Origin of the sequence: Mucilaginibacter sp. UR6-1 (assembly GCF_020880975.1) — a bacterium.
Classification (GTDB): domain Bacteria; phylum Bacteroidota; class Bacteroidia; order Sphingobacteriales; family Sphingobacteriaceae; genus Mucilaginibacter.
The window spans coordinates 614,181-628,290 of sequence record NZ_JAJIWP010000003.1; the positions used below are offsets into that span (position 1 = coordinate 614,181).

A 14,110-nucleotide genomic window follows, 5' to 3' on the forward strand; every position below is an offset into this window, starting at 1 on the left:
TTGAATGCCTGTAATTAAAAGGCGCATTTTTTTTAAAAACTACCGCCAAATAAGTTGTTAACTAATTAACTTTATATTTGAAGATTATTAGAGATATTGCAGGATGCCGCCAAAAGGAAATCAGTTTAAAACAAATACTTTAAGGGACGAAAACAAGCCCCGCACCGCCGCGGGCAAGCCCGAAAAGGGCCGTATATTTAAGGTAAAGCCCGAGAATTTGCCCACGTTTGACTTAAAGGACGGCCGGTTGATAAAAGTGGCAGGTTTGTTTTTTCTTATCTTGTCCATATTTTTTTTAACGGCATTTACCTCCTATCTTTTTACCTGGCAGGAAGATCAGAGCTATGTATCAAAAGCCAATGGCGGCTGGGATAACCTGTTTAAAACAACCCAGGAACTGGCCCTTAAAAATATAGACCCGGTGGTTGATAACTGGCTGGGCAAGTTTGGCGCGCTGCTGGCTAACCAGTTTATTTTTGAATGGTTTGGCGTGGCATCGTTCCTGTTTGTGTTTGTGTTTTTTGTGCTGGGCTACCGTATGCTGTTTAAGGTGCGTTTGTTCTCCATGAGTAAAATGCTGGCTTATACCTTATTCAGCATTGTATTCCTTTCAATAGCGTTTGGTTTTTTTCATTCGTTTATTAATGATACGCCGCACTTTCTGGAGGGCCAATTCGGCTTTTGGAGCAACCGTTTGCTTGAGGCGCAAATAGGGCAAACAGGCGTTTTAGGCCTGCTGGTGTTTGCTGCCTTAACGGTATTGATAATTGCTTATAATATTGACTTTAAACTGCCTGAGCGCAAGCAAAAAGTGAAGCCGGAGGCTGTGCCGGACGTAGTGCCCGAACCGGTAGATTTGATAGACGAAGAACCATCAGCGCCGGTGGAATGGCCCCGCGCCAATGCCCATGGCACCCTGCGCGATAAACTGGCCGCTAACGTACAAAAAACCGAACCTGTAAGGCCGCAGCCTGTGGTGCAGGATGTGCCCGTTTTTCATGAAACGGTTGTGCTTACGCCCGATCCGGTAGTGAACGAGCGTGTGATACACGAGCCTGAAGAGGAAGAAGAAATACCGCTTACTGTAGAAACCGAACGTCCTACGGCTATACTGAATATTGAAAAAAGCGACTCAGACAAAGCCAACGACCTGGTAGAGCAGTTCGGTACGTTTGACCCAACGCTTGACCTGGCCAGCTATAAATATCCACCGCTTGAGTTGTTAGAGAATTATGGCACCAACAAAATAGCCGTTAATACCGAGGAACTGGAAGCCAACAAGAACAAGATCGTTGAAACGCTTAACCACTACAATATCGAGATTGACAAGATCAAGGCGACGATTGGTCCGACGGTGACCCTGTACGAGATCATTCCGGCGCCGGGTGTGCGTATCTCCAAGATCAAAAACCTGGAGGATGATATAGCCCTGAGCCTTGCCGCTTTAGGTATCCGTATTATCGCGCCGATGCCGGGCAAGGGTACCATAGGTATTGAGGTGCCTAACCAACATCCCGAAATGGTGTCAATGCGTTCGGTACTGGCAACCGAAAAATTCCAGAATACGACGATGGATCTGCCTATCGCGCTGGGTAAAACCATATCCAACGAAGTATTTATTGCCGATTTGGCTAAGATGCCCCACTTACTGGTTGCCGGTGCTACCGGTCAGGGTAAATCAGTAGGTATTAACGCCATTTTGGTATCGTTACTATATAAACGTCACCCGGCTGAGTTGAAGTTTGTACTGGTCGACCCTAAAAAGGTGGAGCTGACATTGTTCCGTAAAATAGAGCGCCACTTTTTGGCTAAACTGCCCGATGAGGCTGATGCCATCATTACCGACACAAAAAAGGTGATCAACACGCTGAACTCGTTATGTATCGAGATGGATCAGCGGTATGACTTACTGAAGGATGCGCAGGTACGTAACCTGAAGGAGTACAATGCCAAATTCATCAACCGTAAAATACCTAACCCGGAGAAGCACCGCTTTTTGCCGTTCATCGTACTGATAGTTGACGAGTTTGCCGACTTGATGATGACCGCCGGTAAAGAGGTGGAAATGCCTATTGCCCGTTTGGCGCAGTTGGCCCGAGCGGTGGGTATTCACCTGGTTATTGCTACGCAAAGGCCGTCGGTTAATATTATTACGGGTACCATCAAGGCCAACTTCCCGGCAAGGCTGGCGTTCAGGGTATTGTCAAAAATCGATTCGCGCACTATTTTGGATGCCGGTGGTGCCGACCAGTTGATCGGTCGTGGTGATATGCTGCTGTCAACCGGCAGTGATCTGATCCGTTTGCAGTGTGCCTTTGTTGATACGCCGGAGGTAGAGAAAATATCATCCTACATTGGCGATCAACGGGGCTATCCAACAGCGCACATGCTGCCTGAATACGTTGGCGACGGCGAAGAAAGCGGCGGAGCCAAAGATTTTGACCCGGACGATCGCGACCCGATGTTTGAGGATGCCGCCCGGTTAATTGTGCTGCACCAGCAAGGTTCAACCTCATTGATACAGCGTAAGCTTAAACTGGGTTACAACCGTGCCGGCCGTATTATTGACCAGTTGGAAGCCGCAGGCATAGTTGGCCCGTTTGAAGGTAGCAAGGCACGTGACGTGTTATATCCGGATGAATATAGCCTGGAGCGCCATCTGGAAGCATTATCGGGGAAGGGGGAGTAGATACCTCACCCCGGCCCTCTCCTGTAGGAGAGGGAGTTGAAAGTATTATAACTCATGCGTCATTGTTTCGTACCTCGCAATGACGTATTTTCAAGTCCTCCCCCTCGGGGAGGATTTAGGAGGGGTTTTACAAGGAGAAATCTGTCCGCGTTCATAACAAAGCGACAGATTTCTCGCTATCGCTCGAAATGACAGGGTATAAAAAGATATAAAAAAATCCAATTCCCTCCCACGGGAGGGCAGGGAGGGGTTTCACAAACAATAATAAGATATATGCTATTCGCCATTATACTCGCTTTAACCTTTATCAGCGGATTGTTCCTGCCCTGGTGGGTAGCCGTGCTGATAGCATTGGTAGTGGCTTATTTTGTAAAAACAAGCGGCAGCGCGTTTTGGTCGGGGTTTGCAGGGGTGGGGTTGGCATGGCTGGCTTTCGCATTACTTAAAAGCCTGCCTAATAATAATGTTTTGGCTACACGTATGGCAACGCTGTTCCAATTGCCGCATTGGCTGTATCTGCTGCTGGTAACCGTAGTAATTGGCGGCTTGCTTGGCGGTTTCGCCGCGCTTACCGGCAGATTGGTACGCAAGGCTGTTGAGCGGCCTCAATCAGCTTAATCAAATAATCCTTTTTCCTTGCCGATAAATTTCGGGCGCATCAGGTTCAGGCCAAGTTTTTTGTTGAATTGATCGGATACGTAATCACTCAACTCGGGCGAGTAACGTTCGTCGTGCTGGTGCATAAAAAACCAAACGGATTGCAGCCCTTTATCGGCCCATTGTTTAATACGGTCAATCCATTCGTCAACCCGCAGGTAATCGGTACGGTCGAGGCTGTTACCCACAAAGCGGATAAAGGCATGTGGCGTAGGCAGGTGCATGTGCACACAATCGCGCCTGCCGCTGGCATCGGTTATTACCGCGCCTATGTTAAGTTCTCTGAATAAGTTGAATACCTTTTCGCTGTTCTCGGGCACGGCAAACCAATCCTTATGGCGCAATTCCACAAATACCGGAACATCAGTTGGCAGGTGCTCCAGGTAAGCCTTTAACTCGGGGAAGCTTTTGGGTGTGAAGTTATCGCTCAGTTGTAAAAACAGCGGCCCCAGCTTATCGCCAAAGGCGGTAATGCCTTCGTAAAAGCTGGTGGTTATTTCCTCGGCATTTTTAAGGCGACGAATATGGCTGATGCTCTGCGAAAACTTGGGGCAAAACCTGAAATCAGGATTAATAGCCGCCTTATCACGCCACTTGGCGATGGTTTCGGCACCGTATACCTGGTAAAAGGTGGCGTTGAGTTCAATACAGTCAAAATGCTTAACGTACTCATCCAAAAAATTGGCATCCTTGGTTTTAGGCGGATATATTTTGCCTACCCACTCCTTACGGCCCCATTTGGCACAGCCCACATGTACCTGCAGGTCGCCCTTGCGGCTTGATGCCGCTAAGGTTTCCGTAGTTATCTGCGGATCAGGCTGCAAGGTAAAGTCGGTAGTTAAAAGCTCTTCGGGAGTAACTCGGCCAAATTCCATAGGTGTGGGTTTTATATATTAGCTGCCTAATTCAACAATACGGTCAAACTCCTCGGGCTTGAGCGACATAACCGACAAGCGGCCCTGGCGCACCAAACTAATATCTTTCAGGCGCTCGTCCGCCTTGATCTGCTCCAGCGTAACCGGTTTTTTCAGCGCCTCAACCGGCGAGAGGTCAACTACCACCCAGTTGGCATCCTCCGTAGTGGGATCCTGGTAAAACTCCTTAACCACCTTGGCAATGCCCACAACCTCTTTACCCTCGTTGCTGTGGTAAAACATCACGAGGTCGCCCTTTTGCATGCCTTTCAGGTTGTTGCGCGCCTGGTAATTGCGTACGCCATCCCAAAAGGTACGGCCATCCTCATTAAATTTTTCCCAGCTATATTTAAACGGTTCGCTTTTTACTAACCAGAATTGTATGTTTTTGCTATTGTTTGCCATGTTTTTACCCTTGTGGTGACAAGGAAGGTGACAAAAATAAGAAGAATCCTCAGAGCGGTTGTTAAAATTTTCAATTGAAATAAGTAGGTCGGTGATAACAGAATAATTAATGTATCAGTCAGCGAAATCAGATTTTAAAAAACGGGTTATTTTTAGTAGTTTTGGACATAGTTCCATCGGTCGGGCTAAATAAAAAAAAGCCTTTCCGAACTCAAAATAAATTTATTTTCTGATACGGCGGGCTGATTAAAAATCACCGCAAATGGAACGAAAAAAAGAAACAAAACAATCAGGTGCCATCCTGATTCAAACATGGGAAACTTACGAATTTAAGTTACACCCCGGAAGTAAGCCTTACATCTCTTTTTACTTTATTAATCCTGATACCGGTGTGTCGCAACGAATTAGGAAAATGACTAATTTAAAACCCGGTTCGTCATTATCGGTATTAAAAACCAATGCCAAAGATACAATTGAAGTAATGGTTGATTGGTTAAGCAAAGGCTGGAATCCAATAACAGATAATTTTAAAGACCGTCCGTTATCACCACTTTCAACAATTGATGAATGCTTGGACTACTGGTTGAAAGAGCGGGAGAAACAACGCGATAACAAAGCGATGAAACCGAAATCCTATGAACTAAATAGTTATTTGGTCAGGTACTTCAAAACTTGGTTGCAGTCCAAATCTTACTTACAACGAAAACCGCAAACATTCACAAGGATTGATATTGATAGCTTTTTACAACACACCGCAAATCTTCGTAAATGGAATAAGGTATCTTATAATTGTTACCGTACAGATTTGGGTACTTTTTTTAACTATTTAAAAACTCTAAAATTAATAACTGAGAATCCGGTGATTGAATCAGTGAAAAAAAATACACGAAAAGATTCATCAAGGTTCAAAATTTATGAATCATCCGAACTTCACCATGTGGTGAAGTTATTAGAAAATGACAAATCCTACTTCGGTTTGTTCGTTGCATCAAAATTGGTATTTCATTACAACATACGACCTGTTGAAATTTCACGTATCCAAATTTGCGATATAGATTTTACCAAGAAACAATTGACGTTACCACCAGCAAAGACCAAAAATGGTTGTGAAGCAATTTTTCAACTAAATGATGATATGTACAATCTCTTAGATGAATTAACAGCAGGTTTGCCGGAGTCACATTTTGTTTTTGGGCATAGGTGCAAACCGGGGGCTGAACAAATTCATCAGGATTATTTTGGGCAAAAGTGGCGTATGTTTCGCAAAAAATATAAAATCCCCAAGCACCTTAAATTATATGCATTAAAGCATTCATCCAATTATTTTGACATCGAGAATGGTGCATCATACGAAGAAATAAGGCAACGTAATAGACACGCAAATTTACAGGTAACTACACTATATGTGAGAGAGCGATTGTTGAAGAATATCATCCAGCCATCGGCAAGTAAGATGTTTTAAGGTAAAAGGGGCGAAATTAGCCCCTTTTACTTTTGGCAATCTTTGATAGCATTTTTGCGCGCAGCGCATTAACGCGCTCTTCTTTACTTAGTGCTTTTGATGGTGTTTTACCCTTTACACTTTCGGTAAACAGGGTTTTAAGAAATAAAACAGTTTCTCTAATTTCTTCTATCTGCTCAGATTGCATCGTTGGATTTTTAGCTGTTTTTAGCTCATTTAACGAAGCGAATACTTCGCGGCTTATGACAATGTCATTTTCAGGATTAAATTCTTTAAAAGCAATCCTTTTAGCCTCTGAACGTCTCATTGCTTCACGGCCATTACGGTTATCTTCTGCTATTTCTCTTTTCAGTTGTTCAATACCAAATTCAACCTCTCTCAAAATTTTAGCGTTCATAAGTATATGTTAACATAAAAGTAATTACCTGATTGCTTACCCTCTATTTCAAGCTTATATAAATCACAGATGTTAACGTATATCTCTTTGTTCTTGCCCGACTCTGAACTGTACCAGTAATAAGCTGTTATGCTGCTACATTTAGTACCTATCTTGGTGGTAAGACCGAATTCAAATTGGTTGGCTAAATTATTACCCAACACCTGTAATATCTCACTGAAAATCTGCTTTAAGTCCATAGTTTTATGTTAAGCCTCGGAGATATAAACATCGGCTTAATAATGTTACAATTGAGACAAAATTGAGTTCGCAATACCGGCTAAGGCTTTGAGGTCGACAGTTTCTGTAATTACAGATTCCTTTGTTACTGCACTAAAAAACTCTTGACCCTCTTCTAAATTTTTGAAATTGAAATCTATTTGATGGTCGGTCACAAGATTAACGTACTTACTATAGTTTTTATTAACATCAATCTGTAGTACAGTGAAGTAAATTTTTGCAATTAATACGTTCGGTTCTTTTTCGTTTTCAGCACTATCAGATACTTGATTTTCTATTATTTCCATATTTATATTCATTAATTCAGTATCAAACCATTTGATGCTGTTGTTTTACATCATTATTTAAAATAAATTTATTTTTCACCACACCATTTAAAATGCAAATGGGCAGCATCTCTGCTACCCAACTTAAATATAGATGTGCAATTATTTATTGCAACCGTATATAGATTTACCTAATATTTTGCTGCAAATATAGTCAAGAAATTTCAATATGCAAATTTTATTTTAAATAAATAATTGATAATTAAGCATTTATGTAAAATAAATAAGACGGTGAAATAGGATTCCAAATATTAATTGGTAACTGTGCCGTGTCCGGCATTTTTCATAATAGGTTGAAGTATTTTTCAAATAGTTGAGAGTATTTTCCTCCGGTTAGAAAAGTTTAAGAAAAGGAAATACCAACTGCCAAAGCCTAATACATTATTACATTTTACATTATTAAGTATACATAAATACATTAATATAATAGTGGTGATATCGTGGTGATATACGGGGAAAATGTGGTGATATTTTGGATTAATGTGGTGATATTTGGGTTAAAGCGTGGTGATGTAAGTCCTTTTTATGTGGTGAAATAGTGGTGCTAATCGCTTGACAAATCTGAAAACCGAACTAAGTTTGCTTTAGGAGTTTGAAAAATTTTCAACTCTATTGGTACTTTCCATATCTCGAAAGTATTTATAATAAATACCAATTAGGTTTTAGAGTTAACGGTAGCAGGGGTTGCAAGTCCTGCTACTTTATTTGAAACTTTTTTGGTTGATAAACTCTAAAACAAATGAAAAGTAAAAACAAATTTCTTACCCTAAAGGTGGCGGAATACCTTGATTTACATAATTTACCACTAAGTAAGGGTGATAAAATCATTGCCCTGTTTATTGTATCACAAACAAATTACCACGGGAACTATGATGTGTATGTCCGCAAATTTAAAAAGCTGTTGGGGAGAAACACACTTCAATTGGATAAAGTTTTTGATGTGCTGGTTCAGGCTGATATAATAAAGCTCGTACAGGCTGGCAAATATAAAGAGCAGTGCAGGACTTACGCCATGGTGAAGCCGTTCAACGTTGATACGGATATCTGCGATGTAGTATCTTTCCAATTTGAAGCCCCCGGTACACCTACTTTTATCAATCGCTTCATTGCTGATGGCTTTACCTATAAAGAATTTTCAAAGTTCCAGCCCCGAAAAAAAATCCCGCAATCGCAAAATGAAAGCAAATTGATTACACGTATTCAACAACTTGAAGCACTGTTGAAATTCAATAATATCGCAATACCTGCATCAATGGATGAAGTGAATTTTAAAAAGCAATCTGAGTCCATAGAGACACCAATTCAACCAACATTATCGGTTGTATTGCCAGATGAAATAATTGAATCTGTGGCTTCACAAGATGGTATTGAAATAAGGTTAACAGATAGATTAAGCATTATACCATACGACCATCAGTTAGTTATTCTGTCTGATGAAGCGGGGTGCTATATTGATAACTACAGTGAAATTGAAGAATGGGTAAAAAAGATGGATATGGCAGAACAAGTTAGGTTATTTTCAACCTTACTTAATCAACCCGGAGTGGGAATAATTGTACCGATTAAAGGCAAAGTGAAAGCACACTTTCAAAAGATGGTTGATGGGAGCCATCAAAAAGTAGTTTTTAAATCAATAATTGCTGCTTAAAGCTATGGGTAACTCGTAAAATTGCTTTAGCTAAATAATGGAACTACTGGAATTGCCCGCCCATAAACAGGAAATTTGCCAAATGTTATTCTAATTTCTTGATAGGAGTCATTTAATACAATCTTTAAATCAATTAACTCTTTCGTAATTGAGCATTCTAAGCTAACGGTTTTGGTAATATTTAGAGCGTTATATACAATTGAAGCTTGCATATCGTCTGTTACTATCAAGATTAAATTATGGGTTCCATCATTACGTCCCTGAAAGGGAAAATTAATTGTTCCATGTTTTAGTTGAATAATTAAAATTAGCAAAATTTAATAACAAAACTTCTAACCCTCTTTCTCATTAATAATCACTTTATCCTGCTATCAAAATTTTAAAAAAAAACACTGAAAAAAATTGTCTTTTTCAAAGTTAACGAGTATTTATAATAAAGGAGCACATGGAAAAAGAAGTTGAAGTAATTAAGGTATACGATTGGTATTTCGTTGCCGACAGAGCAGCCGATGTTTATCTAATGATAGACCTAAAAAACGATAAATGCAGATTGATTTGCGCCGATAGTTACGGTATTATGGAGCTTATGAGAGATTTGAGAGAGGATATATAAGAGCTATGAACGAATTTGAAAAATGCGAAGAGATAGGTAGAAATAAGACGAAGATGCTATTTCCTAATTACCAATTTGCGGAAAGCCCCGATATAAGTGAGGTTTGGGATTTTTCTGGGCAAACACCTACACTAAATTATTTTATTGAAGTAAAAGACCGGCAAATCAGTTCCACAGCATTCGATTCTTCAATTTTGGAAGCGGATAAACTTAAAAATCTGACAGCCATAGCAGATGCCAATGGTAAAGCAAACATGTATTATTTATGTTTTTATACTGATGGGGTTGCTTATTCTTATAACCTTCGAAATATTAGTATAACTGACATAAATATTGTAATCAAAAATGCAGGACGTAAAACTGTGATAGATGTCGGAAAAAAAGACAAAATTTTCATTGAAATCCCGCACAGATTAGGTAGGAAATACATCTACCAAGTGACAAAATAATATCTCCGTTTCACGGATTAAGCTATATGACTCCCACGCGGTGTAGCTACTTAGGCTTTGTGCCTTAATTAAATGTTTAATGACTAATCAACAACAAAAAGAACAAATTATAAATCAGTTTTACCGTACTGGTCGTATTGACGGTTACTACTTAGGGATTAAATCTAAATCAAAGGCTAATCCGATAAAAGAATATATTAAAGGCTGTCTATATAAAAGTTACCTACTACAAAATAATGGCGTACAGGAAAATGATTTTATAGAGGATATTTACCAAGAAGCATTTTTGCATCTATGGAACTATGACACAGATAAGTTCATTGATGCTTATGAAAATTCTAAAATAAAAGGCACCCGAATTATAGCTCTACTAATGCGTATTATCGTGCTAAAATGCTTTGCTATTGATAAACGTACCAACAACCCAAAATCCTGCTTAGTGTCACGCTTGGGGTTTGGTTCAGTATTCAATACTACCAACTACAGCATCCCACCGTTAGAATCACTAAGCGATGGTGATACAGAACCTAAGCAAGAATTAATAATCTTTGATGATGCAGATGCAAAATCAGATTTTGAAACTGAATACGGTTTTACTCCCGAACAAATAATTGACCATTTAAGCCCGGAAGCTAAATTTGTTTTTTATCAATTGATGGGCAAACAAAAGCCGGGTTCACCTTCAAAGGAGCGAATAAAGGCTAAGGAAAATATGATTGAAGAATTGGAATTTTTAAAGCATAGAATCAGATATAAAAGCTAAATTTTTTTTTCTTCAATTTTTATTATTTCACGAGTTAAAGAATATATATTTTGGAAAATGTCTTCGTACTTTGCCATAAATTCTGTTCGTGGATTGGTATTTTTTAAATCTGATAATAAGTTAATGAATGACCTAATTTGTAAGATTAAGTCAGAGTGTTTTTTTAGTTCCGGATTTAAAAGCAAGATTATAGTATAGCCACTATTTGAGAATTTTATAAAAGTATCTATGTTTAAATGGTCTATTTGTTGAGATAGGGAAATGAAATTCGCTATTGAAATTCTGAAATCATCAATCCACTTTGCACGTTTGTTTTTTCTCGTTTGCTTAGAAGCTAAAAAATGTGAAGATACAATCGTGCAAATCAAAACGATTAAAGTAATGTAATCTCTAATTTCAATTTGAGTGTTAGTAGTCATTGTTAATCTATTTCAAAGCTTTAACTACGTTACCTAAGCTATCCAATACAAATACGGTTTCATTTTGCATTAAGGCACCAAAACCATTTTTAGCCCGGTACTTATGTTCCATACGGTAACCAATAAATTTTTCTTTGTAGTTTTTAGCAATGATATCTTGCTCTGCCTCTAAAGCTGCTTTTTTCTTATCATAAAACCCGGCAGCCTCTTTCTTTGAATAAGCATTATAATTCTTTTCCATGTCAGAAATCTTTTCCGAACTAATATCGCTTATTTGGTCATCGATTTTCTTGTAGTTGGGGTCATCATAAAAGCTATCAGTTAAGGAATCAAGCGTACCGAAAGATGCAGGTTGGTAACTGGTTGAATCATTCAAATGTTGATTCAAATAAATTGCAATGTTCTTTTTTGCTGTTTCTTCTAAGCTGGCTTTTTTATCACCACAAGAAGATAATAGCAGCAACGCTGCTGATGCGATAAGTAAGGTTTTTTTCATTTATATAAGATTTAAGTGCTAAGATAATCTCAATTATCTAACTTCAAAAAAGATGGCTCAATTTTAATGCGATGTGGAAAACTCATTAATAATGAGGTGGTTGTTTTAAATTTATTTTTTAATATATTTGATTATAACAAAAAAAAAGAAGGAGTTAAATGAACGAAAAACAGTTAATTAAATCGTTGACCTTTAATGCTCAGGGCAATGTCCGGGCGGCGAAGAAACAAGGTTGATAAGAGAAAAAATACTAAAAATTTAACAACAGCTCAATCTAATAAGTGCGATACTTTAGATAAGTTGAAAAAAGGATTCATAATTCTTTTCTTAACAGCTATTCTATATCTATTTGCTGATTATACACAAATATTAGATTCTATACTTAGAAATTGGGATACCATTGAGCCTCGTTTAACAATAATATCAGCATTTTTTTCTTTTGCAACCTACTTGCAATCATTTGCAAAGAGATAAAATATTAAATTAACTTAAATATTAATCTTGCACTTATATCCAAAGAAATTTGAAATCAGCAAATTGGAAAACCCGGCTAATGAAGTCGGGTTTTTTATTTAAACTCAAAAGTCACGATTTCACAAATAGGACTAACACCTTTCCAGCTATCCTTGTAGATGCTGGTATCAATACCAATATTGAACATATAATCCAATCCCGTTTCCTTAATGAACTTCTGCACTTTATTGGGTACTGTTAGGCCATAAGGATTATAACCTTTACCTGTTTCACGTAAATCCATATAAAATTCTGAACCGGAGTATTTGAAAGGTGTTGACTGCTGTGGGAGTATGAAACAACCATAATCAGCGATTTTAAAAGCTATCTCAACAGTAATTAAGTCAAATTCTGCACCCTTGTATTTTAGTTCAGATTGCAGATTCTTATCTAAGCCAGTCTTGATTTTACCAAACGGGGGGTTAGATATAGCTTGTTTAAATAATCCAAAGTCTTTGTAGTTGAAGATTGAATCATTAATCCAGTTAGCCTCTGGTAGTAATTTCTTACCAACTTCGTAATAGGTAGGATTTAGTTCAACACAGGTAATATCTTTACAATTTCTGTAGTGATAAGCAACAAAAGACAGCATACCGATACCAGCGCATAAATCTATAGTCTTAGCATTATCATATATGTTTAATGAAAAATCATTAGCTAATTCATAAGGGGTAAAGAATGCACCAGCTTCACTATTAACTGATGTTGCACCCTCATTACATTTCTCAAATACTATAAGTTTTTCTTCAAAGGTTAGGTTATCTTTTTGTAGAAGTTATACAGCAATATTATGTTCTTTAATCTCATTCTTGCTCAATTTAGCCATACTATCTATTTATCATAAATAGTCGGCTAAATGAGAAAGTATAGATTTAATGCTTATAAATCATCAATCGCTTTCGCTTTTATTTTGGCTGAGTTTTCTTTGTCAAAATAGGCTAACTTGATATAACAATTTAAATTCTTATTTGCTATTGATAATTCTATATCACCATTTTTAGTAGTCCAAATCGAATAGTATTTGCATTTATCATATTTAACATTACGGAATTTGGAGTCATCATCTTTCGGTTCAGAAATAAGACCATCAAATTTTTCCACCACATCAGTAGGCTTACCATATTTTTGGGTTAGCATTTCTTTTAAATCAAAGTAATTGCCTGAAAGGCTTGACCAAGTGTCTTTGTCTTGAAATGCAACTCCAATTTTGTAAACTAAATCCTGCTGGCTTAATGTTACAACACCAACAGAACAATCTTTATATCCGGCAAAATCTCCTTTCAACACTGCAATCCCACCTTCGGTTCCTAAATTAGTAAACCCACTGTTTTTCATTTTGGAGACAAACTGATTAAGTGTTCCGTCTATTGGAACGCCTTTGAAAGAAAGATGTTCAGTAGTTTGAGCTATTGTTAACACTGTGGTTAATGCGAAAATCAAGGTCAGGTATAAATTCTTCATATATATAAGGTTATAAGTAATACAAAAACTCATAAATGTTAGGGCGCAATTCTCAATCTGCCCTCGCACGTACTATTTATTCATAACAGAAGATAAATAGATGGGATTTCAAAAAGGACGTGCCAAAACCGGAGGTAGAAAGCCGGGCGTTAAAAACAAAACCACACAGGAAATTAGGGATAAAATACAGCTTGTTTTATCAAATAAGATTGAAGATTTGGAAGCCGACCTTGAACAAATGAGTGAGTTCAAGCAATGGACTATACTCAACGCTGTAGCTAAATACGTGATGCCACAATTATCAAAATCAGATGATACCGTTGAGCATTCCGGTGAAATAAATGTCACTGTGAGCTTTACAGATACCCAAAATGACAAAGCCAATGATGATGCCGGGCTTGATATTGAAGAGCCGTTTAACCATTACCAAAAAAGAATGCCCCATGGTGGGATAATTAAAATAAACGGTACTGTCTAAGCCGTCCGGCTACTTACTGGTTTAGGAATCACTAACCAATATATGCTGTTTTTGATACTGTAAAGGGCATCTTTTTGTGAAAGGTGCCAAAATCGCAGCCAATTAGTATATAAAAGCCGGGAAAATCAGGACATCAAAAAC

General features: G+C 38.3%; 17 protein-coding genes. 8 read left to right on the forward strand and 9 right to left on the reverse strand.

Annotated features, from left to right (window positions below):
* The first annotated feature begins 103 nt into the window (after positions 1 to 103).
* Both LJ707_RS13160 and LJ707_RS13165 read left to right on the forward strand, forming a co-directional pair.
* Positions 104 to 2,689 (forward strand): DNA translocase FtsK 4TM domain-containing protein, encoded by a 2,586-nt coding sequence (locus tag LJ707_RS13160; RefSeq protein ID WP_228951658.1) that lies wholly within the window; start codon positions 104 to 106, stop codon positions 2,687 to 2,689.
* Positions 2,690 to 2,962: 273 nt separating this feature from the next.
* Entirely contained in the window at positions 2,963 to 3,307 is a 345-nt protein-coding gene (locus LJ707_RS13165) for a hypothetical protein (RefSeq protein ID WP_228951665.1), read from the forward strand.
* Here the strand turns inward: LJ707_RS13165 and LJ707_RS13170 are convergent.
* Positions 3,304 to 4,221: a DUF72 domain-containing protein gene (locus LJ707_RS13170; protein WP_228951667.1), complete on the reverse strand. Its 918-nt coding sequence runs from the start codon at positions 4,219 to 4,221 to the stop codon at positions 3,304 to 3,306. The genes LJ707_RS13165 and LJ707_RS13170 overlap by 4 nt on opposite strands.
* Before the next feature lie 18 nt (positions 4,222 to 4,239).
* Positions 4,240 to 4,644: an EVE domain-containing protein gene (locus tag LJ707_RS13175; RefSeq protein ID WP_228952521.1), complete on the reverse strand. Its 405-nt coding sequence runs from the start codon at positions 4,642 to 4,644 to the stop codon at positions 4,240 to 4,242.
* 283 nt (positions 4,645 to 4,927) lie between these two features.
* Here LJ707_RS13175 and LJ707_RS13180 point away from each other — a divergent pair, with 283 nt between their 5' ends.
* The gene (locus LJ707_RS13180) at positions 4,928 to 6,127 is read left to right on the forward strand and encodes a tyrosine-type recombinase/integrase (protein ID WP_228951672.1); all 1,200 of its coding nucleotides are present in this window, start codon (positions 4,928 to 4,930) and stop codon (positions 6,125 to 6,127) included.
* 16 nt (positions 6,128 to 6,143) lie between these two features.
* Here the strand turns inward: LJ707_RS13180 and LJ707_RS13185 are convergent, their stop codons facing one another.
* The 3 genes from LJ707_RS13185 to LJ707_RS13195 are packed head-to-tail and all read right to left on the reverse strand — an operon-like array spanning position 6,144 to position 7,090.
* Positions 6,144 to 6,524: a hypothetical protein gene (locus LJ707_RS13185; protein ID WP_228951680.1), complete on the reverse strand. Its 381-nt coding sequence runs from the start codon at positions 6,522 to 6,524 to the stop codon at positions 6,144 to 6,146.
* On the reverse strand, positions 6,521 to 6,763 hold the full coding sequence (locus LJ707_RS13190; RefSeq protein WP_228951687.1) for a hypothetical protein: 243 nt from the start codon (positions 6,761 to 6,763) through the stop codon (positions 6,521 to 6,523). The genes LJ707_RS13185 and LJ707_RS13190 overlap by 4 nt, the downstream gene beginning before the upstream one ends.
* Positions 6,764 to 6,808: 45 nt before the next feature.
* Positions 6,809 to 7,090, reverse strand: coding sequence for a hypothetical protein (locus LJ707_RS13195; protein WP_228951689.1), 282 nt, complete (start codon positions 7,088 to 7,090; stop codon positions 6,809 to 6,811).
* A gap of 778 nt (positions 7,091 to 7,868) precedes the next feature.
* Between LJ707_RS13195 and LJ707_RS13200 the strand changes: the two genes are divergently transcribed.
* The 4 genes from LJ707_RS13200 to LJ707_RS13215 all read left to right on the forward strand — a co-directional run bounded on the left by LJ707_RS13200 (position 7,869) and on the right by LJ707_RS13215 (position 10,602).
* Complete coding sequence (locus LJ707_RS13200; protein ID WP_228951692.1) at positions 7,869 to 8,777, forward strand: hypothetical protein; 909 nt, start codon at positions 7,869 to 7,871, stop codon at positions 8,775 to 8,777.
* A gap of 445 nt (positions 8,778 to 9,222) precedes the next feature.
* On the forward strand, positions 9,223 to 9,390 hold the full coding sequence (locus tag LJ707_RS13205) for a hypothetical protein (RefSeq protein WP_228951696.1): 168 nt from the start codon (positions 9,223 to 9,225) through the stop codon (positions 9,388 to 9,390).
* Positions 9,391 to 9,395: 5 nt separating this feature from the next.
* Positions 9,396 to 9,839, forward strand: a complete 444-nt coding sequence (locus tag LJ707_RS13210; protein ID WP_228951698.1) for a hypothetical protein — start codon at positions 9,396 to 9,398, stop codon at positions 9,837 to 9,839.
* 79 nt (positions 9,840 to 9,918) lie between these two features.
* Positions 9,919 to 10,602 carry a hypothetical protein gene (locus LJ707_RS13215; protein ID WP_228951700.1) on the forward strand — a complete coding sequence of 228 codons (684 nt, stop codon included), beginning with the start codon at positions 9,919 to 9,921 and terminating at the stop codon, positions 10,600 to 10,602.
* Here the strand turns inward: LJ707_RS13215 and LJ707_RS13220 are convergent.
* The 4 genes from LJ707_RS13220 to LJ707_RS13235 form a co-directional block, all read right to left on the reverse strand.
* Positions 10,599 to 11,021, reverse strand: coding sequence for a hypothetical protein (locus tag LJ707_RS13220; protein WP_228951702.1), 423 nt, complete (start codon positions 11,019 to 11,021; stop codon positions 10,599 to 10,601). The two genes, LJ707_RS13215 and LJ707_RS13220, sit on opposite strands and share 4 nt — an antisense overlap.
* A 7-nt stretch (positions 11,022 to 11,028) precedes the next feature.
* Positions 11,029 to 11,517, reverse strand: a complete 489-nt coding sequence (locus tag LJ707_RS13225; RefSeq protein ID WP_228951704.1) for a hypothetical protein — start codon at positions 11,515 to 11,517, stop codon at positions 11,029 to 11,031.
* Between the two features lie 568 nt (positions 11,518 to 12,085).
* On the reverse strand, positions 12,086 to 12,622 hold the full coding sequence (locus tag LJ707_RS13230) for a hypothetical protein (protein WP_228951707.1): 537 nt from the start codon (positions 12,620 to 12,622) through the stop codon (positions 12,086 to 12,088).
* Positions 12,623 to 12,909: 287 nt separating this feature from the next.
* A complete protein-coding gene (locus LJ707_RS13235; RefSeq protein WP_228951709.1) occupies positions 12,910 to 13,491 on the reverse strand; it encodes a hypothetical protein in 582 nt (193 codons plus the stop codon).
* Positions 13,492 to 13,591: 100 nt separating this feature from the next.
* Between LJ707_RS13235 and LJ707_RS13240 the strand changes: the two genes are divergently transcribed.
* Positions 13,592 to 13,969, forward strand: coding sequence for a hypothetical protein (locus tag LJ707_RS13240; protein ID WP_228951711.1), 378 nt, complete (start codon positions 13,592 to 13,594; stop codon positions 13,967 to 13,969).
* Positions 13,970 to 14,110: the final 141 nt, after the last annotated feature.